This is a genomic window from Plantactinospora endophytica, assembly GCF_016862915.1.
Classification (GTDB): Bacteria; Actinomycetota; Actinomycetes; order Mycobacteriales; family Micromonosporaceae; genus Plantactinospora; species Plantactinospora endophytica.
The window spans coordinates 372320-394122 of the sequence record NZ_BONW01000013.1 but is presented as its reverse complement, the minus strand read 5'-3'; the positions used below and the strand labels follow the sequence as shown (position 1 = coordinate 394122).

The window sequence follows — 21803 nt, the reverse complement described above, 5'->3', positions numbered from 1 at the left end:
GTCCTTCTTCCGCTTGGGAGGTCTCCTGCGCCGGAAGAGCCTGTCGATGATCCTGCGGACTAGAGACATGCCGTACTCCCTTGGGCAGCGCGCGAACTGCGCGTTCGTAGGGACGGAGACTCGTAGGGACGGAAGACCTAGACCAGTTCGAGCGCTTCGGCCGTCACCCTGGCGACGATGTCGTGACCCGTGTCGCTGTAGTGGACACGGTCGACGAACATCCAGTCCCGCTCGGTTGCCACGTCGGCGACGACGGGGTTCAGGTCGAAGAACCGGACACCCTGCTTCTCGCAGCCGACGCGGAGCGCCGTGGCGTACGCCTGCGCGAACGTCGTCGTCGCGATGTCCCCGTAGACCTCCTCCCACGGGCCCAGCTCGGACATCCGGTCGTTCTCCTGGAAGAGCACCGTCTCCTCGGGCGCGGGGGTGTAGCGCATCCACCGCGTCATCGGCTGGAGAACGTAGGAGATCCGGGTGTCCGGCCCGGCTATCCGTCGCCAGATGTCGAGCTGGCGGAGGGTCGCCTCCGCGGCGGAGCCGATCACCGTCGGGATGTCCCGGCGTACGTCGTCGAGTGTCGCGACGGTGGCGGCCCGGCGGCCGAAGAGTCTGCCGCCCTTGCGGTTGCGCTCGCGCAGCTCCGCCATCTTCTCGAAGTATTCGCCGCAGAAGAAGAACGCGCCGTGATCACCCTGCTGCCACTCGGGCAGCCGGGCCACCATGACGGCGTTGATCCCCGAGAAGATGACGATCTCGTCGATGTCCCCGAGCAGGTGCCGGTAGAGCGTGAGGAGCAGGACCTCCTGGGTGGGGTTGAAGCAGTAACTGCCGAAGTTGAGCCACGGCGCCGAGGGCGCGTACCGGCTCCAGAGAAGGGAGGCCAGCGTGGTCGAGTCGGTGGAGGCGCCCACCCCGAGCGCGGTCGAGCCACCGGCGAGAATGCGAACCGGCCCCGGCGGGACGTGGCCGGCGGCCGACGCCCTGACGCCGTCCGGTCCGGTGCTGATCCGGAATCCGGACCGATCGGTATTGACCGTGGGCGAGGCGAAATTGGCCCGGTGGAAGTACATGAGGTAGGGCACGTATCGGCGCTCGCCGGGGTCCTTCAGCGCATCGTAGTCCCGCATTTGCGGCGTGAGCTCGTATCGTTTGAGCTTCACGAGGACTCGTTCCGCCCGCTACCCGGATCGCGCGCAGTTAAATCAACACCACGGCGGCTCAACGACCATCACGTCCCCCCGAAAACGGACTTGTAACGGTTGTGTCACTCTGCCATACCGCACAACACGTCGGCAACCCCCGATGCCTCGACGGAGTCGTACCGGCCGAACGCTCCGCTTTGGACACTCGCTCCCGGCGCCATCCGCGATGCACTTCGCGGGAGGTCCCGTCGCGAGCCGGAGTGCAGGTCCTCGGTCGGATACGTGCCCGCTGACCAGCAGCTACACCCGGCAGCGTCCAATTTGGAGGAATTGGCTCACCGCGCTTGCCGACGTACTCGCGGTCGCGAAGTGCGGCCGGGTAACACCCGGTCGGCCGACGATCTCCCGCCACACACAGGGGTGGCGGCAACGATGGCCATCGCCTAGGGTTCGTGCATGGGGATCGATCAAGACGAGTTGCCGGCCGGCATCGAAGGCGGCTTCGGAAATTCAAGCGTATGGTTCTTTGACGCTTTTTCCCACCAGTCGCCGACTCACCCAGAACAGCACTAGCCCGTCGATGGTGCGCGTTCTAATCGCAAACCACACTCCCATTCACGGCTCTGGGAGCGGGACGTATATCCTGGCCTTGGCCACCGGCCTCGCCGAGCGCGGGCACGACGTCGCACTGCTGACACCTCCCGGTGGAACCCGGGTTCCCCTGCCACCGAAGATCCAACATTTCGAGGCGCACGAGCTGGCCGGCGAATTTCCCTCCTTCACCGGGCATCCATGCAGCTCGCGGCTCTACAGCCAGATGTCGCCGGATGACCTCGCCGATGTCACCGCCACCTGGGAGCGGTCCCTCGACGCCGTGATCCGGGACTGGGCGCCGACGGTCGTGCACTCCCAGCATCTCTGGCTGTTGACGAGCGCGGCGCTCAATCTGGGACAGACCGTGGTCGCCACCTGCCACGGCTCCGAGTGTCCGTACCTCGACGCCGAGCGGTCGCAGCACCGTCGCTTCCAGGACAAGGGTTCACCGGCTGCGGTGATCTCCATATCGCGCTACGTCCAGCGCCTGGCCAGCAACCACCTCATCGCCGGCACCCCGCACGTGGCGATGCTCAATCCGTACGACGCGCGACGCTTCCACTTCCGCCCGCGATCGACGGCGGGGCGCGGGCCACGCGTCGGCTTCGTGAACCGCCTGGTCGGCTACAAGCGCGGCGACCGGTTCCTCGAAATCACCCGGGGCCTCGTCGACCTCGTGCCCGACCTGGAGGCGTGGATCGTCGGCGACGGCACCGAGCGTCCCGCGCTCGAACGCCTCTCGGCGTCGCTCGGACTGGACGGGCACGTCCGGTTCCTCGGCTTCCAGCCGCTCGCGTCGATGCCGGACGTCTTCCGCGATCTCGACGCAGTCGTGATGTGCAGTCCCAGCGAGCCGTTCGGTCTCGCGGCCATCGAGGCGGCGGCGTGCGGCACCCCGGTCTTCGTACCCGACGAGGGCGGCCTCGGTGAACTCGCGGTGAGTCCCTACATCCGGGGCTACCCGCTGGAGTCGCCGGCCGTGGTGGCCGAGATCGCCGGCCTGCTGACCGAACCGGAGACCGAATCCCAGCGGGAGCGGCGCAGCCTGCACATCGCGGAGCGGTACTCGCTCGACTCGTACCTCGACCAGCTAGAGGACGTCTATTCCGGGGCGATCGCACACAGCCGGGGAGAACACCCATGAGTACGACAGACCAACCCGGTCCCGAGCCGGCCTACGCGGCACGCGCCGCCGCACTGCTGCGCGCCGCCGCCAACGACCTCAAGCGGAACGACTCGGCCGCGGAGGCGGACCTCGGCCTTCCGCCCGGGACCTTCGCCGAATACACGTCCGGCCGGCAACCGATCACCTGGGACCTGATCGGCCGCGCCGCCCGGGTGTGGCCGCTCAACGAGCGGGACCTGCTGCCCATCCACGACGACACCACACACGGGCTGCGCATGGTGCGTGCCAAGGAGTCCGAGGCGAGTTCCCGGATCATCGAGCGGGGCGGCGGACCGTACTACGAATACCGGGACACGGCCATGTCCCGGCTGGCGTCCTACCGGCCGGAGTGGATCAGGATGCTCCGCCTCGTCGAAGACGACGACCCGGACAACCCGGCCGTCAACTGGAACAAGGGGCATCTCCTCTACCAGTTCACCTACTTCGTCGGCCCGGTCAACTACTACTACCGCAGCGACGGCCGGTCGTACTGCGTGGAGATGCGGACCGGCGACTCCGTGTGGGGACTTCCGTTCGCGCCGCACTCGTTCACCGCGCGCTCGGACGCCGAGCCGGCCTACATCCTCGCGCTCACCTACGGCGGCGAGCTGACCGGCGACTCGCAGCGTGAACTGTCCGCCTTCGGCCGGGCCGCCACCGGCGCACTCGCGCTACCGCTCGGCGACCACGGGGCACTGCTGCGCTCGATCATGGCGGGCCGGTTGATGACGGTTGGCGAACTCGCCGACCGCTCCGGCCTGACTCCCGACCGGGTGGCGGCGCTCTGCGCGGCGTCGACCCGGGCCGACTGGTCCGAACTGGTGGTGCTCGCCGACGCCCTCGGTGTCTCCGTCCGCGAACTGGTCGCCCCGCACACCACGACCGAGGCCGACGTCCGCATCCAGCCGGGCCGTACCGCACCGCGCTGGGCCTACCCCGGGGACGACCGTCCCGCGTACCGGTTCACGCAGCTCGCCAGCGACCCGCTGCACCCGCACACCACGAGCCTCGAGGTCGAGGTGTTGACCTCACGACCGGACACGGCGCTGCCGGCCACCTACCAGCACCAGTACCTCTACGTACTCGGGGACGAGCCGGTGGCGGTGCGGTGGCGGCACGACGGTGAGCAGTTCGACGGCCAGCTCGAACCCGGAGACTCCGGCTACGTCGTCCCCGGCATCGAGCTGCGCCTGTCCGCCGCGAAGCCCACCCGGCTGCTGATGCTGCGGATCTCCGGTGCGGCCACACCGGACGTCCGGTTCGCGCTGGGTGCCATGCGGCCCGACGCGATCGGCCGCTACGTCGCCGAAGACCGGCTCTGGTACTGACCCCCGAACACCGCGTGCGTGCCGACAACCGCTGGAAGGGACCTCATATGACGGGCGATCCCCAGTCCCTCGTCGCGCCGGCCGGCCCAGTCGCCACCGCAGGGCGGGCGAAGGCCGCGACGTCGTGATCACCTCACAAGGCATGCTCGACACGCTGACGGCCCGGGGCTACGGACTGGTCACCGGCGTGCCCTGCTCCTACTTCAAAGGTCCCCTGCGGCTGCTCGCCCAGGGCGCGGCGCCGCGTTACATCGCCGCGGCGAACGAGGGAAGCGCGATCGCGATCGCGGCCGGCGCGGAGCTCGGCGGACAACTGCCGCTGGTGATGGCGCAGAACTCCGGCTTCGGCAACATGATCAATCCACTGACCTCGCTCGTGTTGCCCTACCGCATTCCGCTGACCGTGATGGTCAGTATGCGCGGCTGGCCGACCGCGGACGCGGGCGAGCCCCAGCACTACTGGATGGGGCGCGTGGTGCCGAGCTGGCTCGACTCGCTCGGCATCGCGTACTGGATGCTCACCTCGGACGGGCCGTCCCTCGACGAGTTGCTGCGGAACGCACGTCACGTGCTGGACGAGGGTCGACCCGCGTTCATCCTGGTCGGAAAGGGAGCCATCGCGAACGACGCGCCACCGGACCGGCCGGCGGCGTCGCCGGTGCGGCGGCCGACCCGGGACGACGTGGTGGCGGCGGTACTCGCGGAGGCGGGCAACGCGCACCTGCTGAGCACGACCGGATACCTCTCCCGCAGCCTGTTCCAACAGGGTGACAGCGACCGGAACTTCTACATGCAGGGCTCGATGGGGCATGCGGCGGGGATGGCACTCGGTGCGGCTCTGGCCAGCCCGCAGACCCGGTTCGTCGTCCTGGACGGTGACGGCGCCGTGTTGATGCACATGGGTTCGCTGGCCACCATCGGCGATCTCGCCCCGGCCAACCTGACACACGTCGTCTTCGACAACGGCGTCTACGACTCGACCGGCGGCCAACCGACCGGGCGCCGACAGACCGACTTCGCCTCGGCCGCGCTGGCCTGTGGGTACCGCGACGCGCAGCGGGTCGAGACGGCGGACGCGCTACGCGATGCACTGCGTGCGGCGCTCGGGTCGGTCGGCCCGTCCGCCATCGTCGTCCGAGGAGCGCCCGGCGGGTCCGCCGGTGAACGGGCATCGTCCAATGTGGGCGTTGCGGAGATCGGCGACCGGTTCCGCAAGAGTCTGACCGCACGTGCGCCCCTCGCCGAGGGCTGGACGCCGGCATGACCCCAGAGGTACGGATCGGTCCCGGGGTGGTGGGGCAACTTCCGGAGGTGCTCGGAGCCGCCCGGCGGGTGCTCGTCGTGCACGGCCTCAGGTCGTTCCGGGCGGGTGTCGCCGCCACGCTGGTGGACCGGCTCGACGCGGAGGTCCGCTGCTATCCGGGTGTGCGTCCGAATCCGGCCCTGGCACAGGTCCGTGAAGCGGTCGCGCTCGCCCGGGAGTACGCCCCCGACGCGGTCGTCGGTGTCGGCGGCGGCAGCGCGATGGACGTGGCCAAGTGCGCCGCGGTGCTCGCCGGGTGCGGCGGCGACCCGGAGGCGTACCTGCGCGACCCCGACCTGATCCCGGCGGACAGGACCACCATGCTGGTGCAGGTGCCGACGATCGCGGGATCCGGCAGCGAACTCACCAGCTTCGCCACGGTGTACGTCGGGCACCGCAAGCTTTCGCTCGACCACCCGAGCGCACGGGCCGACCACATCCTCATCGACCCCGACCTCGCGGCGACCGTACCGGCCCCCACGGCGGCCGCGAGCGCCCTGGACGCGCTCGCCCAGGCGGTCGAGTCGGCGTGGGCGGTCGCCGCCACGCCCGAGTCCCGTGACCAGTCCGTCCGCGCGCTCGGGACGCTCACGCCGGTGCTCGACGCGGCGACGCGGCACGGGACGTTCTCGGACCCGAGGCTGCGGACCGAGCTGGCCCGGGGCGCCGCACTCGCGGGCGCCGCGATCAACACGTCCCGCACCACCGCGGCACACGCGCTGTCCTACGCCCTGACCGCACGGCACGGCATCGCCCACGGTGCCGCCGTCGGGCTCCACCTACGGTGGCTGATCGGCTTCAACGCGGCGGCGACGGACGCGGACATCCGCCACCCGGACGGCGCCGAGGCGCTGCGGCACCTTGTCGGCGGCCTGCAACAGATCTGTCTCGACAACACCAGGATGCCACTGGAGAAGCTGATAGATCGCCTGCTCCTGATGCACGGCCTGGGCGACTTCCGGATACCCCGGCGGAACTGGCAGGACGACCTCTCCTCCGGCCGGGCGGAGAACAACCCACGCGTACTGAGCGCTGACGACGTGCTGGCCAACACGAGCGAGATGACGCACCGGAGCGTGATGACCGTGATCGCCGACCGGTAGGTCGGGCCCGCCGCACGCGTCACGGCTGACCGTACCGCCCGACGACCCGAGGAGACGCACGAGTGAGCCTTTCCCCACCCGGACCGCGCGGCGCCCGCGCACCGACTGCCACCCCCGGCTACGACCGACCGCAAGGGGAGGTCGAGAGAGGTTCGGTGCGGCTACGGACGCTTCTGCCGGGGCAGACCTGTCAGATCTGGACCGCCGAGCCCAGCGGTGGGGAGCCGGTCAGGCAGTTCGAGACGGCACTGTGCCGGCTCGAGTCGCCGAACTGGCTGTCCTCCGGCGACGCCCTGGTCCTCAACGGCGAGGGCCTGCTGTGGCGGCTGTCCCTGGCCCCGACACGACAGCTCGAAAAGATCGAGGTCACCGGCGTCCCGCAGCTCAACAACGACCACGTACTCGACCCGGACGGCGAACACATCTACCTCTCGGCCTACGACCGGCAGATATATCGCGCCCCCGTTTCCGGCGGAGCCGCCGAGCTGGTCACCACGGACTCCTCGGTCGGGGTGCAGCACTTCCTGCACGGCGTACACCCGCGCGGCGACCGGCTCGCGTTCATCGGGCTGCGGCCGGCACCCGGGGACGGACGGACCCTGGCCGACGTCTTCACGATGTCGGTGGACGGCGGCGACTACCGCAAACTCACCTCCGGACCCGGGCACTCCGACGGCTGTGAGTACTCGCCGGACGGCGAATGGGTCTACTTCAACACTGAATTGTTCGACGGGCACGCCCAGATCGCCCGTATCCGCCCGGACGGCAGCGGTCTGGAGCGGCTGACGTTCGACGACCACGTCAACTGGTTTCCGCACATTTCGCCAGACGGCAGGTGGGCGACGTACCTCGCGTTCTCGCCCGGCACGGAAGGACATCCCTCGAACGTCTGGGTCGACGTGAAAGTCGTCGCGCTGGACGACTGGTCCTCGGCCACCACCGCAGCTCGTCTCTTCGGTGGTCAGGGCACCTTGAACACCCCTAGCTGGGCCCCCGACAGCTCGGCCTTCGCCTACGTGAGTTACCCGACCGATCCCGCCGAATAGCGTCGCCGAAACCGCTGCCGGGCCGGTCGTCACGGCACCGGCCGATACGCCGTGCCCGCGTACGGACGCGCCGGAAAACGCATCCTCAGGCATTGACGGATTCACACATGTCAGCAATATAGTGGGCAGATGTCTGCTGTATATCAAGAAGGCACTCCCTCTCCCCCGGCGAAGGCTTATTTCGGCGGAGGCGCGGCTCTCTACGACCGGTCCAGGCCCACATATCCGGAGGCCCTGATCACGCGAATCGCCGGTACCCTACCCGGCCGCGACATCCTGGACGTCGGATGCGGCAGCGGCATCGAGGCCCGACAGTTCCAGGCAGCCGGGTGCACGGTGCTCGGCGTCGATCCCGACGCGCGGATGGCGGAGTACGCCCGCAGCACCGGCGTCCCGGTCGAGGTCGGTACGTTCGAGACCTGGGCGGCGGCGGGCCGGACGTTCGACGGGGTCGTCGCCGGAACGGCCTGGCACTGGGTGGACCCGCTGGCCGGGGCGACCAGGGCCGCCGAGGCGTTGCGCCCGGGCGGCCTGCTCGCGCCGTTCCACCACGCGTCCCTCACCCCGCCCGAGTTGGCCGATGCCGCCGGGATGTCGCTGCCCGCCTGGGGCAGCCGCTCCGCCGATGCCTACCGGCGGGTGGCGCCCGACTCGCTGTTCGACCTCGCCGGCCAGCGGAGGTCGCCGTTCGACCTCTACCAGCCGCTGTTCGACCGGATCGCCGACGGGATCCGGCAGACAGGCAGCTTCACCGAGCCCGAGCAGTGGCGGTTCGACTGGGAGCGGACGTACTCGCGGGACGAGTGGCTGGAGCTGCTCCCCACCCAGGGTGCGCTCGCCAAGCTCTCGCCGGACGAGCTGGCCGGGGTGCTGGACGCGGTCGGTGCCGTCATCGACCGGATGGGCGGCAGCTTCAGCCTGCCCTACGCCACCGTAGCCGTGACCGCGGTGCGCAGGGACGCCGGCTGAGCCCGTTCCAGCGCCGGTACCGGCAGCGGTGGGCAGGGGCGCTCGGGAATCACGAGCTACAGCTCGCGCGTCCGTAGAGTCGGAACTCCCAGCCGGGTCGCTGGACCTCGTCGTTGTGCACGACGATGTCGGCACGTTCGGCCGGGCGGGACTCGGCGAAGTACAACTCCTGGGCCGGAAGGTAGCGGAGCCGGAAGCGCCGCTCGACCTCGGCGACGGAGTCGAGCCGCGCCAGGTCCCGGATTCGGGCCCGCTCCACCAACCGCTCGGACGAGGCCGACACGAAAATGCGGAGGTCCCACAGGTCGACCAGTTCCGGGCGCTGGAGGAACACCCCGTCGACCAGCAGCACCGCGTGCACCGATGCCGTAGCCGGCGGCTCGGACAGCGCGGTGTCGGCATGCCAGTCGTACACCGCGGGCCGGTACCGCCGGTCGCCGCCCGGCCCCAGCGGATCGAGCAGGACCCTACGCAGCGCGCCGTAGTCGAAGGAGTCCCGGTAGCAGGCATCGGGCGAGCTCCTGCCACGCCGGTAGCGCACCACCCGGGGCAACATGAAGTTGTCGATCGACGCGCGGATGACCTCGCGGCCCCGGGCGCGCAGGACCACGGCGAGTTCGTCGGCCAGCATGGTCTTGCCGGCGGCGGGCGGGCCGTCGACGGCGACCCGGAGCGGGTACGCGGCCGTGGCGGACCCGATCGCCCCGGCCAGCCGGTCGAGAAGTTCACCACGAGTGCCGCTGGCCATCTCCCGCCCCGTTCCGCCGTCGACCCGCCTCGGCACAGCCGCTGTGCCGACAGGCTGGCCAGAATCCACGTGACCTGACAGCGAACCGGATCGGACGGGACCGACCGCCCCGCTCATTCTGAACCGCGCGCGGCGACTCCGGCGGGTGCGGCGTCCGCCGACGCGGCGCGGGGCGCGTACCGGCTCGGCGGCCGGGGCAGGCCGTAGTGCTCCCGCAGGGTGGTGCCCTGGTACTCCGACCGGATCAGTCCACGCGTACGCAGTATCGGCACCACATGCTCGACGAACAGCTCGAACCCGGACGGCAGCGTCGCCGGCATGATGTTGAACCCGTCCGCCGCGCCTTCCCGCGCCCACTGCTCGATCACCTCCACGACCTGCTCCGGAGTACCCGCGAAGGTGCGGTGTCCCCGGCCGCTGCCGAGCCGCCCGACCAGCTCCCGCACGGTCAGCTTCTCCCGGCGAGCCAGTTCGACGATCAGCGTGAACCGGCTCTTGTCGCCCTCGATCTCCTCCTCGCTGGGCAGGTCGTCGGGGAGCGGCTTGTCCAGCGGCAGTTGCGCCGGGGTGAGGCCGAGCTGCCGGGCCAGCCGGTCACGACCCGACTCGGCCAGGACCAGCCGGTCCAGTTCGGCATTCAGCTCCAGCGCCTCGGCCTCGGTCGAGCCGATCACCGGGACGATCCCGGGCAGGATCTTCACGCCGTCGGGGTCCCGCCCGGCGAGCTTGACCCGGCGCTTCAGGTCGGCGTAGAACGCCTGCCCGTCGGCGAGGGTGTGCTGGGCGGTGAAGACCGCCTCGGCGTGCCGTGCGGCGAAGTCCCTGCCGTCCTCGGACGATCCGGCCTGCACCAGGACCGGGTGGCCCTGTGGGGAGCGGGGGGTGTTCAGCGGGCCGCGTACCGAGAAGAACCGCCCGCGATGGTCGATCGTGTGGATCTTCGATTCGTCGGCCCACACACCGGCTTCCCGGTCGGCGACGATCGCGTCGTCTTCCCAACTGTCCCAGAGCTTCTCGGCGACGGAGACGAACTCGTCCGCCCGCTGGTACCGCTCGAAGTGGGACGCCTGGGAGTCGAGGCCGAAGTTGCGGGCGGAGGCGTCGCCCGGGGTGGTGACGATGTTCCAGCCGGCCCGGCCGCCGCTGAGCAGATCCAGCGCAGCGAACCGGCGGGCGAGATTGAACGGGTCGTTGTAGCTGGTCGAGGCGGTGGCGATCAGTCCGATCCTGGTCGTCGCCCGGGCCACCGCCGTCAGCACCGTGAGCGGGTCGATCCGCCCGGCGGGCCGGCGGGCCGCCCCCTCCAGCGCGACATGGTCGGCGAGGAACACGGAGTCGAACATCACGGACTCGGCGAGCTGGGCGAGCCGCTCGTGGTACTCGATGTCGAGGTTGGCCAGCGGGTAGCTGCCGGGAAGCCGCCACGACGCCTCGTGGTGGCCGCTGCCGTTGTTGAACAGGTTGAAATGCAGGGGCCTGCCGTGCGGGAAGCCAGGCATCAGTCGGTCACCACCACTGAACCTTTTTCAACCTGAACCGCGCGGCGCTCACGCACCGCGTCCGACCCTGCTGTCCGGCGGACCGCAAGGGGAGGTTGAAAAAAGTTCACCGAAGGCTTGCCGATGGACGGTCTCCACGCCACTGGCATCCCGGCCACCCGCTGTTGCGGCCCCGTCCGGGCGATGTCGATGTGTGCGCTGCCCGCTCCGACGTGTGCGGGCAGCGACCGTACGCCGAGCGGCGCCGGGCCGTCGGCGGCGCCGGACATTCGTCGACCGGTGTCCTGGATGGCCGTCATGACGATTCCTCTCCTGTTCTGCAACGGCGTCGACCGCGTCCGATCACCACGGATCCGGGCCGGTGCCGATGACGGTACGCAGCCCGGGCCGCGTCATGCGGCGTGGACCTGGTGCGGAAGGTGGGTGCCGAAGGCGCGGTTGTGGTAGGTCAGCGGCCGGGCCCGGGTCGGGCGTGCGGACAGAACCTCACCGAGCAGCACGACGTGGTCACCACCTTCGACGAGCTGACTGACCCGGCAGGCCAGGAAGCCGGCCGCGCCTGGAATGCGCGGCACACCACCGTCGGACTGCCAGGGCACACCGGCGAACTTGCCGGTCCCGCCCTTGCGGGCGAAGTTGAGCGCGAGGGCGGACTGCTCGCTGGCGAGCACGTTGACGCCGAAGCAACGGGTGGCACGGACGACGGCCAGCAGGTCGGAATGCCGGCCCAGCGAGACCAGGACCATCGGCGGGTTCATGGAGAGCGAGGCGAAGGCGCTCACGGTCGTACCGTGCGGCAGGCCGCCGGACACGGCGGTGACGACCGAGACCGGCGTGCAGACGTGCGCCATCACCTCGCGGAATTCGTCTTGGAGGAACGCGGGCTGGCCCGCGTCGTCGGTTGCGGTCAAAGCGGTCTCCGAAGGATCGAAGAGCGGAGTCGAAGTAGTGGCCGAGGCGGGACGGTGAGCAGACTCGCGGTGTCCGGTGCGGCAGCTCCAGCGGCGTGACGGCGAGACACCGGGCTGCGTACTCTCAGGCGCCTCGGGTCGCCGGTTGCTGGATGCGCCGTGCTGCGATCTGTGCTGCGGGTGCGGCCACCTCCAGGGCTGCCGCCACCTGGGCCGGCGGACTGGTCCCGTCGATCCGGACGACGACCCCGAGCGCCTCGTAGTGGTCCAGCAGTTCCACGGCACCCTGACGTTGCCGCGCCAGACGCCTGCGGAAGGTCTGCTGATCGTCGTCCGGGCGCCGGACGAGTTGCCGGCCGCACCGGACGCAGGCCGTACCGGGCACGGGAATCGCGTCGGCCACGATGGTCTCGCAGCTCGTGCACACCTCGCGCGTCATCACCCTGGCCGCGGCGACCTCGTCGGGGACGTTCAGGTAGACGAGCCGGTCCACCCGCAGGCCACGATCGCCGAGCACGCCGTCCAGGGCGCGGGCCTGCGACCTGTTGCGCGGGAAGCCTTCCAGGACGACCCGGGTGGCGGCCGGCAGGCCCTCGTCCAGCCAACTGGCGATGCCGTCGAAGATGAGTTCGTCCGGATGCCAGACCTTCGTGTCGTGGAATTTCTTGGCCCGCAGCCCGAGGGGCGTGCCCTGTTCGATCTGCCGCTCGAAGAAGACCCGCACTCCGAAATGGATGAGTCCGGGAAAGCGACGCCGGAACGCCCTCATCGCGGTGGACTTACCCGCGCCGGGCGGACCGGTGAGGATCATGACCGGTACGTCGGCGTGGCGGTCGGTCGCGGCAACGGTGGCAGGGGTGGTCGGCACGGATGTGTCCTTTCGTACGGATGCGGTGTCGATCGTCGCGAACAGCGGCGGACCAGGTCATGCCTCGGCGGGCGAGGCGGATCCGGCCGGTCCCGTCCTCGCTCCGCGCCCACAGCGGGCGTACGGCGGCTCCGCGTGCTCGGGACGATCGGTCAACGCCTTCGTCGTCCAGTCGGACAAGGATGAAGCGCAGCCGGGCCAGCGGCCCAACGGTCGGCCCCGACGACTCGGGTGGTAGCCGGTCGCGGGAACCCCGGTAGCCACATCCGGTGCGAGGATCTCCGGCCGCCGCAGCCTGGGGCAGGACGGCGGACGGAGACGTCATCTCGGCCGACCGCGACGTCGGTTGCACCGGATTCGGGCCGGCCGCGACCTCTGGTGGTGTCCCCACCCCAGGTCCCGCGCACAGACCCTCTTAAGTCGGGGGTCGAGGACCGCCGCCTCGCTGGCCGTCGCTCAGCGCTCGTTGGCTGGCTCCGGCACGCCCTGCCAGGGAGCATCGCCCAGCACGTCGTTCATGCCGATCAGCTGGAACATCTCGCCCAGGGTGGCCAGCGAGGACTCGACCTCGGAACTCGAGTCGTGCTTGGCGATCGACGCCAACGTCTCGGAGACCGCCTTGGTCGAAGCCCGGATCGCCTGGTTGGCATAGATGATGGCGCTGATGCCCATCTCGCCCAGCTCGCGGGCGGTCACGTTCGCATATGTGGTGGGTACGCACAACACGGGCACGTCCCGACCGGTCCGCTGCCAGCGGTCGCAGAACTCACGGATCTCACCGGCGTGCGAGGCCCGGCTGTGGATCAGCACCGCGTCGGCGCCCGCGTCGTGGTAGAGCTCGGCCCGGGACAGCGCGTCGTCCATGCCGGCACCGGCGATCAGGGACTCGAGCCGTGCGATGACCACGAAATCGGGGCCGCGTTGGGCGGCCTTCGCGACCGCGATCTTCTGGGCGAACGCGCCCGGAGCTTCCATCAGGTGGCCGTCACGGAAGCTGTTGCGCTTTGGGTACTGTTTGTCCTCGATGCAGATCGCGTCGATCCGCGCCGCCTCGTAAAGCTGCACCATCCGACGGACGACGTTGATGTCGCCGAATCCGGCGTCCACATCGGCGATGACGGGAAACCTGCACGCGGCGCGCATCTGGACGGCCGCGTTGAGGAACTCGGTCATCGTGAGCAGACCGGCGTCGGCCACCCGGAACGACGACGATATGCCAAGGCCACCGGCCCATACCGCATCGAATCCGGCGTTCTCGGCGAGTGCCGCCGTGAGCCCGTCGTGTGCACCCATCACCCGCAGGTAACCTGGACCACCAAGCAGCTTACGAAAGGTACCGTCCACCGTCTCACCTTCCCCGTGTACGTCAGCTCGCTCTGGTCAGCCGTCATCCGCCGCACCGGTGCGGCTTTGGACGATTATGGCCTCCATCAGGCAACCGCAATCTCATCACAAGAGATGTATTCGTGGCAAGAGCTCTCCGCGCGTCCCCTGCGTCATCAGAATGCGATGTAGACCATTATCGGGCAACCACTACCCCGACTCTTGGCCACCGGCCGAAATCGCCAGCAAAATGGGGCATCGCCCGACAGTCGGTCACAGATAAATGCGCCGCCGACGGACCGACGGAATGCCGGATCCGCAACCGGCCCGGCCGTCCGATACTCGGGCCGGACTTCGGGCTTTCCCCAGGGAGACCGCCTGGACAATCCCGTTTCCAGGAGGGCAGGGGTCGGAGGCGACGGGGAAGGTGTTTCATTGGACCGCCTGGCGGCGGTAGTGCACTGTGCGTGGCCGGACTGTCGTCCCGCCTCCCCCGTCGAATGGCCAGCCTAGGGAGGAATACGGGGTGCCGGGAAGAGCCAGTCCGGGCAGCCCAGGTGGTCCAGGCCGGGGCGCGGTCGGTGGACCGCCGGGTGGGGCCGACAATGCGCGGGTGGCACAGGTCGGGGCCGGCGAGGCGACCGGGCGGCTACCAGGCGCTCGCGGTGGCGCCACCGTAGCGCCGCGCGCGACATCATCCCGTCCGGTCGGCGACCCGGCCGACGGAACCTCCGACCATCCGCCGATCCCGGCGGTTCGACGGTGAGGACGGTGACGTTGTCGAGGATGACCCCGCCGGATGTGGGCGGGCAGGGCGGCGCGGGCCCCACGATGGTGGCGTGACCGGTCCGTTCGAGGAGGACGCGGGACTCGCCGTCGTCCCGAGCGGTGTCAGGGTGAACCTCGGAGCCGTGGACGACAACTGTCTCGGTGTCCCGACCGAGCAGGCCCGGACGGATCACGGCGCCATGCCGACCGGCACAGTCGATCGGCAGCCCGCAGGCCCTCCACCCCAGGTCGCCTCGCACCGTCTGGACCGCCTCACCGTCGGCGAGGCCCTGCGATCTCCGCAATGCCAGCACCGACACGATCGCCGAAGCCGACAGCAGGGGCCGGCCACGCATGGACGGGAACATCCTGTCCGGGAACAACACCTCACGATGCTCGGCCGGCAACGCACACACACTGCGCGCCGGCACCAGACGCCCACCCAACGCCGCAGCGTCCCACGACTCCGGCTCGGGACCGGAACGACCCTGCACCCATCGAACTATAGATCAAACCCAATCGAACCGGAGTGCCCGTACGCCGGATTATTCGTCGGTCCGCTGTAGACGGCCGGGTTCTGCGGAGTATAGCTCGACCGGAATCGTCGCATAGCCCGTTGCGGATATCCGCAACGTTCGTCGGGCCGATTCTGATCGGGCCTACCGGGTCCGTCCCGACAGTCCGGCTGGCCTGCCGATGCGGCCCACCCGCACCGGCGGCGGAGCAGTCACGTCGCCCGGGATCGACCACGACGCCGTGGACGGCCGTCCACGACATCGCGGACTCCATATCGGACAGTCACCGGCGATCGCCGCGGTCCGGGCCGGGAACATCCGCGAGCATACCCCAGAAACCGATGATCGGAATGCACGCGTGGATCGAGACTCGTGTGGACCTTGACGATGTGCGCGGTTCGGCTGTTACATTCAGCGCGCCGACGGGGATCGATGGGCGATGGTGATTTCCCCGTGCGGTCGTCTATGGCGTCTCACGACGGGACGGTTTGCAATGGGAGGCTCGACCCTTGTGCCGGGGGCTCGGCAAGGGCTCGGCTCGAAGGCGGAATTACCCGGATGCCTCGAGGAACGGGAACGCGCAGGCGTTGTGCCCGTCGAGCAGGTGGCCGTGCGGCGCGTCGGCGCCGTGGCCCGTAGCTGGGCGAACACCAGCAGCAACCACCACGTCGCCGTGGTCGGGCGTGCTCCGTGGCGCACGGCGCGCCGGAGGATCCCCAGACGTGGGTGACGCGAGTTGTCAGCCGGTGCCGCGAGCTGACGATCGGGCCGGAGCACGGACGCTGGAGGTCGTGTCATGAACGCTGTCCTGCCGCAGGAGGCGGAACGGGTCAAGCTGGTCCCGGCGATGCTCGATCGCGCCGTCCTCGCCCGCGCCGAGGCGACCGCCGTACGCGACCGGGACGGTGCGCTGACGTACGCGGAGTTGGACCGGCTGTCCTGGGCGGCTCGTACCTGGTTCGCCGAACAGGGCGTCGGCCCCGGCGACCGGATCGTCATCCGGGCCACCGGACGAGGTCTCATGGTCGCGGCGCTGTACGGCTGTCTGCGGCTCGGCGCCGTCGCCGTGCCGTACAGCCCCGAGCTGACCCCGCACCAGCTCGACTATCTGGTCTCGGACACCGCGCCTGCCCTCCTGATCGGCGCCGACCCGGACCAGTCGGCCCGGTACGCGGTTCCGGGCGCCACCCTCGATGGTCTCGCCGCCGGGCTGGCGGCGGTGTCGGAGCGCCCGGCGGTCCTCGGTGCCGGCACGCCGCCCGGACCCGCTCCGGACGATCTGGCGCTGCTGCTCTACACGTCGGGCAGTACCGCCCAGCCGAAGGCGGTGGCGTGCACCCATGCGCAGATCTGCTTCGCCGCCGGCGCGATCGCCGACCGGGTCCGCTACCGGCCGGAGGACGTGGTCTTCTGTCGCCTTCCACTCTCCTTTGACTACGGCCTCTACCAGGTCTTCCTCTCCACCCTCGCCGGCTGCACGCTGGTGCTGGCCGACGCCGGGCAGCACACCAACCTGATCGGACAGTTGGCGCGGCACGGCGCCACGGTGGTGCCGCTGGTGCCGTCGCTGGCCACCATGCTGCTCGCCCTCGGTGCCCGGCAGTCCGTCGCCGCCCAGGAGGTGCGGGTGAGGCTGTTCACCAACACGGGCGAGCAGCTACCGCCCGCCACGGCCGACGCACTGCGCGCCCGGTTCCCGGGATCGGGCGTACAGATGATGTTCGGCACCACTGAGTGCAAACGGATCACGGTGTCGGAGACGGACGCCTATCTGACACGGCCCGGTTCGGTGGGTCGGGCGCTGCCCGGAACCCGGGTACGGATCCTCGGGCCCACGGGCGACCAGCTTCCGCCGGGGGAGATCGGGGAGATCTGTGTCTCCGGTCCGCATCTGATGGAGGGCTACTGGAACGCGCCCGAGCTCACCGCCGAGCGGTACCGCCGGGACGCCGGCACCGGCGAACGGGTCCTGCACACCGGTGATTTCGGCCGGCTGGACGCTGACGGGCACCTGTACTTCGAGGGCCGTCGGGACCACATCTTCAAGTTACGCGGCATCCGGATCTCCACCACCGAGGTGGAGTCCGCCGCCGCCGCGCTGCCCGGGGTACGCACGGTGGCGGTGGTTCCGCCCGCCGTGGGCCGCGAGGCGACGGTCTGGGTGGCGGGCGAGACCACCGGCGAGGACGTGTTGCGGCACCTGCGGGAGCTGCTCGGGCCGGCCAAGACGCCGCCCCGCTGCCGGGTCCTGCCGGCCCTTCCGCTGACCCGCAACGGCAAGGTCGACCGGCTCCGGCTCGAACGGATGACGCAGGAGAGCGAGACATGAGCGGCACCACGACACCGGACGAGGTACGCACCGCGCAGCTTGGCTGGTCCACGGCGGCGACGCTCGTCGCCCGCTACGGCAGCCCGCTCTACGTCTACGAGCTCCGGGCGGCGGAGGAGGCCGTCACCGAACTCCGCCGTTGCCTGCCCGAGCCCAGCGCGTTGTACTACTCGCTCAAGGCCAATCCGCACCCGGTGCTCACCGGCGCGCTCCATGCCGAGGGATGCCGGGCCGAGATCAGCTCGACCGGTGAGCTGGAGGCGGCCCTCCAGGCGGGGATTCCCGGCGACCGGTGCCTCTACACCGGACCCGGCAAGAGCCGGCAGGAGATCTCCGCCGCCCTCGCCGCAGGGGTGCGCAGGTTCTCGGTGGAGTCTGCCGCCGACTACCGGAAGGTCGACCGGGAGGCATCGGCGCTCGGCACCACCGCGCACTGTCTGCTGCGCGTCAACTCGCAGCGCAGCCACGGCGGCAGTGGACTGCGGATGACGGGTGCCGCCACGCAGTTCGGCGTGGACCTGGCCGAGCTGCGGCGCGCTCCGGCCGCGTACGCACCGCTGCCCGGAGCCCGGATCGTCGGCCTGCACTTCTTCCCGCTGAGCAACGCGGAAGCCTGGCAGGCGGTCGCCGACGAGATGGTCGCGAGCATCGAAGAGGCGGCCCGGCTGCGGGCGGAGCTGGGCATCGAGCTGCGGGTGGTGGACCTGGGCGGCGGGTTCGCCGCGCCGTACGCCGCCGCCGGGCCGTCCCCGGACTACTCCTCGCTGCGCCCGGTCCTCGAAGCCGCGCTGGACACGCACCTGCCCGGCTGGCGGTCGGGACGACCGGAGATCGCCTTCGAGTCCGGACGGTTTCTGGCGGGCCGGTGCGGCCGGCTGTTGTGCACCGTCGAGGACGTCAAGCGCAGCGGGGACCGCACCTTCGTGGTGCTGGACGGCGGTATCAACCAGCTGGGCGGACTGTCCGGACTGGGACGCCTGCTGCCGCTCAAGGCGGCGGTCCGGCAGTTCGCGGAACGCGGTGCCGGCCCAACCGGTCCGGACGAGGAGACCGTTGCGGCACAGGTGTGCCAGGGGGCGGCCACGGTCGTGGGACCGCTCTGCACCCCCGCCGACCGGCTCGCCGCCGACCAGATGCTGGCGGGCGCCCGCCCCGGGGATCTGGTCGAGATCCCCAACGTCGGTGCGTACGGCCTGACCGCGAGCCTCGTCGGCTTCCTCGGCCGGCCGGCCGCCGCCGAGGTGGTACTCCGGGACGGTACGCCGTGCGACGCGTCCCGGCTGACGCTGCGCCGCGATCCTGTCGTCCCGTCCGTCGCGCCTGCCTCGGACAGTTCCGACCACATGGGGGAGTGATGGAGTCGTCCCGGCGAAGCGAGGTGCTCGAGGCAGCGGCCCGGGTGCGTACGGTGCTGCGGCAGCATGCCGACGCGGCCGACGAGGAGGCACGGGTCAGCGAACCGGGGATGGCCGAGTTGCGGCGCAGCGGCCTGATGGGGCTGCTGGTACCGCAGGAGCACGGCGGCCTCGGCGGAGATCTGGCGGACCTGGTGGAGATCGCGCAGCTCCTGGCCGACGGCTGCACCTCCACGGCGATGATCTGGGCGATGCACTGCCAGCAGACCGACGCGCTGGTCCGGTTCGCCGCTCCGGCGCTGCGTGACCGGCTGCTGCCCCGGGTCGCCCGTGGCGAGCTGTACCTGGCGTCGATCACCACCGGTCCGGGCACCAGCGGTCATCTGCTCTCCAACGCCTCCCCGCTCAGCGGTACGACGGAGGGGCTCCAGGTGCTCCGCGAGGCACCCATCGTCACCGGCGGGACGCACGCCGAGGGCTTCCTGATCACGATGCGCAGTTCGCCGGACGCCCCGGAGAGCGAGATCTCGCTGGTCTACGCCGACCGCGAGCAGTTGGACGTCGTCGAACGTCAGGACTGGGACACGCTGGGCATGCGCGGCACGCACAGCCTCGGGCTCAAGCTCACCGGTGTGGTGCCCCGGTCGCAGGTGGTGGGCGAGGACGGCGGATTCCGTACGGTGGCCCTGGAGAGCATGGCGCCGGTCGGGCACCTGGCCTGGGCCGCCTGCTGGCTCGGTGCCGCCCGGAGCGCACTCGGCGGGCTCGTCGGACTGCTCCGCTCCCCCGAACGACCCCGGAGCATCGACGTCCGCTCCGAACTGGTGGCCGAGCGGCTCGCCCGGATCCGGATGGACCTGGAACTGGTCGGCGGCTACCTGCACCGCGTGACGGACGAGGTCGGCCAGCTCCGCGCCGCCGGATCGAGCCTGGCCGGTACGGCGACGCAGATCCATCTGAACACCCTGAAGGTCACCGCCGCGGAACTGACCTTCCGCAGTGTCGACCGGATGGTCCAGCTCGCCGGCCTGTCCGTGGGATACCGGCGCCGGTCTTCCGTGCCCCTGGAGCGCCACTTCCGCGATCTGCGGTCGGCCGCCCTGAACTACTCGAACGACCGCCTGCTGACCGCCACGGGAGCGCTGACCCTCATGGACCGATCCGTACAACTGGCGTGACCTCTGGACCGCTCCGGACACCTGGCGTGACCTCGCCGCCCACGGCCCGAACAGGAGAAACGCGATGACCAGTGCCAACTGGCCGGATGACTTCGAGAAGGCGGTCCGGCAGCACCTGCCGCTGCTCGGGGAGGGCGCGCCGCTCACCGCCGAGTCGTCCCTACCCGCGCTGGGCCTGGACTCCCTGGCCACCGTGGGGCTGCTCGTCGAGGTGGAGGAGGCGTTCGCCGTCCAGTTCCCGGACGAGGATCTGCACGCCGAGACCTTCGCCACCCCCGCCGCGCTGTGGGCCGTGGTCGGACGGCTGCGCGACGGGGCGGAGACATGACCGGCGACCGTACGCCGGCTCCGCTGACCTTCGGTCAACTGTCCGTGTGGCGGGTGATGGAGAGCTATCCGCTGGAGCGCTGGTCGGAGACGTACCTGCGGGAGTGCGTTCCGGTGCCGGCCGGTACCACCACGGACCAGGCCGTCCGGGCGGTCGGCACGCTGTGCCGCCGGCACGAGTCGCTGCGTACGCTGTTCGTCGACTCTCCGGCGGGGCCGCGTCAGCACGTCCGGCCCGCGCCGGAGACGGTCGCCGTCGAGGTGGTCGAGCACGACGACGCGACCACGGTCGCGGCCCGGCTGGCCGAGGAGCGGATCGCCCGGGAGAGCGAGTTCGGCTGCCGGTTCGCGGTGGTCACCCGGGACGGACGGCCGCGTACCGTCGTGATCGTCGTGGACCACATCGTCTCCGACGGGTACGGGCTGATCCGGCTGGCGGCCGAACTGTCGGCGCTGCTGGGGTCGGCGAGCCCGACGGGTGGGCGATGGCTGGCCGAGACTCCGCCCGCCCCGGCCGACCTCGCCGCCGAGCAGTGGTCGCAGGCCCGGCACCTCCACCGGACGACGGTGCTGCGGCACTGGCAGGAACTCCTGCGCACCCTGCCGGAGAAGCAGTTCCCGGTCCCCCGGTCCGACGGGGACGTTCCGGGCCGGATCGAAGCCGTCCTGTACTCGGCAGGCGCGCGGGCGGCACTGGAACTCCTCTCGGCGCGTACCGGGGCGTCGCCGCAGAGCCTGCTGCTCTCGCTGAGCGCGGTGGCGTGCGCCGCCGTCACCTGCACCCGGCAGCCGGTGCTGACGTTGCAGTCCGGCAACCGCTCCCACCCGCGCTGGAAGTCCATCGTCAGCTCCATGAACCAGTACGTCCCGCTCCCGGTCGACCTCGGCCCGCCCCGGGCGGAGTACGCCGACCTCGCCGCCCGGCTGCAGGCATCGGCGCTGCGGGCGTACCGGATGGGCTCCTATGACTTCGACGCGGTCACCGACCTGGTGCGTCGGGAGCGGGAGATCGATCTCGGCTTCGACCACTTCTTCAACTTCATGCCGACCGACATCGTGGCCCGGCCCGCCGCCGAGCTGGCCGGTCACCCGCCGCCCCGGATCGTGCAGAGCCGGCCGAGCCGCCAGATCGGACCCCGCTTCGACATCAAGATCCGGCCGGGCGCCGAGATGCCGGTCGTGCTCCGCGTCGACCCCGAACTGTTGCCCGCGCCCCGGCTGCGTGCGCTCGCCGGATGGTTCCACGAGCAGTTGTACCGGCTGGCCGACGGAACGGACACCACCGTGCGCCAGGTGGCCGACCGCTGCGCACTGGCTCTGGAGGGATGACGG

The 21803-nt window shown here is 70.5% G+C and carries 18 protein-coding genes; 11 read left to right on the top strand and 7 right to left on the bottom strand.

Going from position 1 to position 21803, the window contains the following annotated elements:
• Positions 1-137: 137 nt before the first annotated feature.
• Positions 138-1127 (bottom strand): SGNH/GDSL hydrolase family protein, encoded by a 990-nt coding sequence (locus tag Pen02_RS14720; protein ID WP_239140676.1) that lies wholly within the window; start codon positions 1125-1127, stop codon positions 138-140.
• A 175-nt stretch (positions 1128-1302) separates the two neighbouring features.
• Between Pen02_RS14720 and Pen02_RS14715 the strand changes: the two genes are divergently transcribed.
• The 6 genes from Pen02_RS14715 (at position 1303) to Pen02_RS14690 (ending at position 8650) form a co-directional block, all read left to right on the top strand.
• Entirely contained in the window at positions 1303-2880 is a 1578-nt protein-coding gene (locus Pen02_RS14715; protein ID WP_307837714.1) for a glycosyltransferase family 4 protein, read from the top strand.
• A complete protein-coding gene (locus tag Pen02_RS14710; protein ID WP_203866562.1) occupies positions 2877-4229 on the top strand; it encodes a helix-turn-helix domain-containing protein in 1353 nt (450 codons plus the stop codon). Before Pen02_RS14715 ends, Pen02_RS14710 begins: the two co-directional genes overlap by 4 nt.
• A gap of 124 nt (positions 4230-4353) precedes the next feature.
• Positions 4354-5493, top strand: a complete 1140-nt coding sequence (gene aepY, locus Pen02_RS14705) for a phosphonopyruvate decarboxylase (protein ID WP_203866561.1) — start codon at positions 4354-4356, stop codon at positions 5491-5493.
• On the top strand, positions 5490-6635 hold the full coding sequence (locus Pen02_RS14700) for an iron-containing alcohol dehydrogenase (RefSeq protein WP_203866560.1): 1146 nt from the start codon (positions 5490-5492) through the stop codon (positions 6633-6635). Before aepY ends, Pen02_RS14700 begins: the two co-directional genes overlap by 4 nt.
• A 155-nt stretch (positions 6636-6790) precedes the next feature.
• Positions 6791-7681 carry a TolB family protein gene (locus Pen02_RS14695; RefSeq protein WP_203866559.1) on the top strand — a complete coding sequence of 297 codons (891 nt, stop codon included), beginning with the start codon at positions 6791-6793 and terminating at the stop codon, positions 7679-7681.
• A 129-nt stretch (positions 7682-7810) separates the two neighbouring features.
• A complete protein-coding gene (locus tag Pen02_RS14690) occupies positions 7811-8650 on the top strand; it encodes a class I SAM-dependent methyltransferase (protein WP_203866558.1) in 840 nt (279 codons plus the stop codon).
• 49 nt (positions 8651-8699) lie between these two features.
• Here the strand turns inward: Pen02_RS14690 and Pen02_RS14685 are convergent, their stop codons facing one another.
• The 6 genes from Pen02_RS14685 to Pen02_RS14660 all read right to left on the bottom strand — a co-directional run bounded on the left by Pen02_RS14685 (position 8700) and on the right by Pen02_RS14660 (position 14020).
• Complete coding sequence (locus tag Pen02_RS14685; protein ID WP_203866557.1) at positions 8700-9398, bottom strand: nucleoside/nucleotide kinase family protein; 699 nt, start codon at positions 9396-9398, stop codon at positions 8700-8702.
• Between the two features lie 113 nt (positions 9399-9511).
• Positions 9512-10897, bottom strand: coding sequence for an LLM class flavin-dependent oxidoreductase (locus Pen02_RS14680; protein ID WP_203866556.1), 1386 nt, complete (start codon positions 10895-10897; stop codon positions 9512-9514).
• Complete coding sequence (locus tag Pen02_RS14675; protein WP_203866555.1) at positions 10897-11196, bottom strand: hypothetical protein; 300 nt, start codon at positions 11194-11196, stop codon at positions 10897-10899. The genes Pen02_RS14680 and Pen02_RS14675 overlap by 1 nt, the downstream gene beginning before the upstream one ends.
• Positions 11197-11289: 93 nt before the next feature.
• Complete coding sequence (locus Pen02_RS14670; protein WP_239140674.1) at positions 11290-11808, bottom strand: flavin reductase family protein; 519 nt, start codon at positions 11806-11808, stop codon at positions 11290-11292.
• A gap of 124 nt (positions 11809-11932) precedes the next feature.
• Positions 11933-12676, bottom strand: a complete 744-nt coding sequence (locus Pen02_RS14665; protein WP_203866554.1) for an adenylate kinase family protein — start codon at positions 12674-12676, stop codon at positions 11933-11935.
• Positions 12677-13132: 456 nt separating this feature from the next.
• Positions 13133-14020 carry an isocitrate lyase/phosphoenolpyruvate mutase family protein gene (locus Pen02_RS14660; protein WP_203866553.1) on the bottom strand — a complete coding sequence of 296 codons (888 nt, stop codon included), beginning with the start codon at positions 14018-14020 and terminating at the stop codon, positions 13133-13135.
• Between the two features lie 2058 nt (positions 14021-16078).
• Between Pen02_RS14660 and Pen02_RS14655 the strand changes: the two genes are divergently transcribed.
• From Pen02_RS14655 to Pen02_RS14635, 5 genes are all read left to right on the top strand, one after another.
• Positions 16079-17611 (top strand): class I adenylate-forming enzyme family protein, encoded by a 1533-nt coding sequence (locus Pen02_RS14655; RefSeq protein ID WP_203866552.1) that lies wholly within the window; start codon positions 16079-16081, stop codon positions 17609-17611.
• On the top strand, positions 17608-18966 hold the full coding sequence (locus Pen02_RS14650; protein ID WP_203866551.1) for a type III PLP-dependent enzyme domain-containing protein: 1359 nt from the start codon (positions 17608-17610) through the stop codon (positions 18964-18966). Before Pen02_RS14655 ends, Pen02_RS14650 begins: the two co-directional genes overlap by 4 nt.
• 23 nt (positions 18967-18989) lie before the next feature.
• Complete coding sequence (locus Pen02_RS14645) at positions 18990-20144, top strand: acyl-CoA dehydrogenase family protein (protein WP_239140672.1); 1155 nt, start codon at positions 18990-18992, stop codon at positions 20142-20144.
• Between the two features lie 64 nt (positions 20145-20208).
• On the top strand, positions 20209-20472 hold the full coding sequence (locus Pen02_RS14640) for a phosphopantetheine-binding protein (RefSeq protein ID WP_203866549.1): 264 nt from the start codon (positions 20209-20211) through the stop codon (positions 20470-20472).
• Entirely contained in the window at positions 20469-21800 is a 1332-nt protein-coding gene (locus Pen02_RS14635) for a condensation domain-containing protein (RefSeq protein ID WP_203866548.1), read from the top strand. Before Pen02_RS14640 ends, Pen02_RS14635 begins: the two co-directional genes overlap by 4 nt.
• Positions 21801-21803 lie beyond the last annotated feature (3 nt).

What these genes read in the sequence shown, in the direction of transcription:
- Pen02_RS14720 (WP_239140676.1), bottom strand. Translation starts at nt 1,127, where the DNA reads ATGCGGGACTACGATGCGCTGAAGGACCCCGGCGAGCGCCGATACGTG.
- Pen02_RS14715 (WP_307837714.1), top strand. Translation starts at nt 1,303, where the DNA reads ATGCCTCGACGGAGTCGTACCGGCCGAACGCTCCGCTTTGGACACTCG.
- Pen02_RS14710 (WP_203866562.1), top strand. Translation starts at nt 2,877, where the DNA reads ATGAGTACGACAGACCAACCCGGTCCCGAGCCGGCCTACGCGGCACGC.
- Pen02_RS14700 (WP_203866560.1), top strand. Translation starts at nt 5,490, where the DNA reads ATGACCCCAGAGGTACGGATCGGTCCCGGGGTGGTGGGGCAACTTCCG.
- Pen02_RS14690 (WP_203866558.1), top strand. Translation starts at nt 7,811, where the DNA reads ATGTCTGCTGTATATCAAGAAGGCACTCCCTCTCCCCCGGCGAAGGCT.
- Pen02_RS14685 (WP_203866557.1), bottom strand. Translation starts at nt 9,398, where the DNA reads ATGGCCAGCGGCACTCGTGGTGAACTTCTCGACCGGCTGGCCGGGGCG.
- Pen02_RS14680 (WP_203866556.1), bottom strand. Translation starts at nt 10,897, where the DNA reads ATGCCTGGCTTCCCGCACGGCAGGCCCCTGCATTTCAACCTGTTCAAC.
- Pen02_RS14675 (WP_203866555.1), bottom strand. Translation starts at nt 11,196, where the DNA reads ATGACGGCCATCCAGGACACCGGTCGACGAATGTCCGGCGCCGCCGAC.
- Pen02_RS14655 (WP_203866552.1), top strand. Translation starts at nt 16,079, where the DNA reads ATGAACGCTGTCCTGCCGCAGGAGGCGGAACGGGTCAAGCTGGTCCCG.
- Pen02_RS14650 (WP_203866551.1), top strand. Translation starts at nt 17,608, where the DNA reads ATGAGCGGCACCACGACACCGGACGAGGTACGCACCGCGCAGCTTGGC.
- Pen02_RS14640 (WP_203866549.1), top strand. Translation starts at nt 20,209, where the DNA reads ATGACCAGTGCCAACTGGCCGGATGACTTCGAGAAGGCGGTCCGGCAG.
- Pen02_RS14635 (WP_203866548.1), top strand. Translation starts at nt 20,469, where the DNA reads ATGACCGGCGACCGTACGCCGGCTCCGCTGACCTTCGGTCAACTGTCC.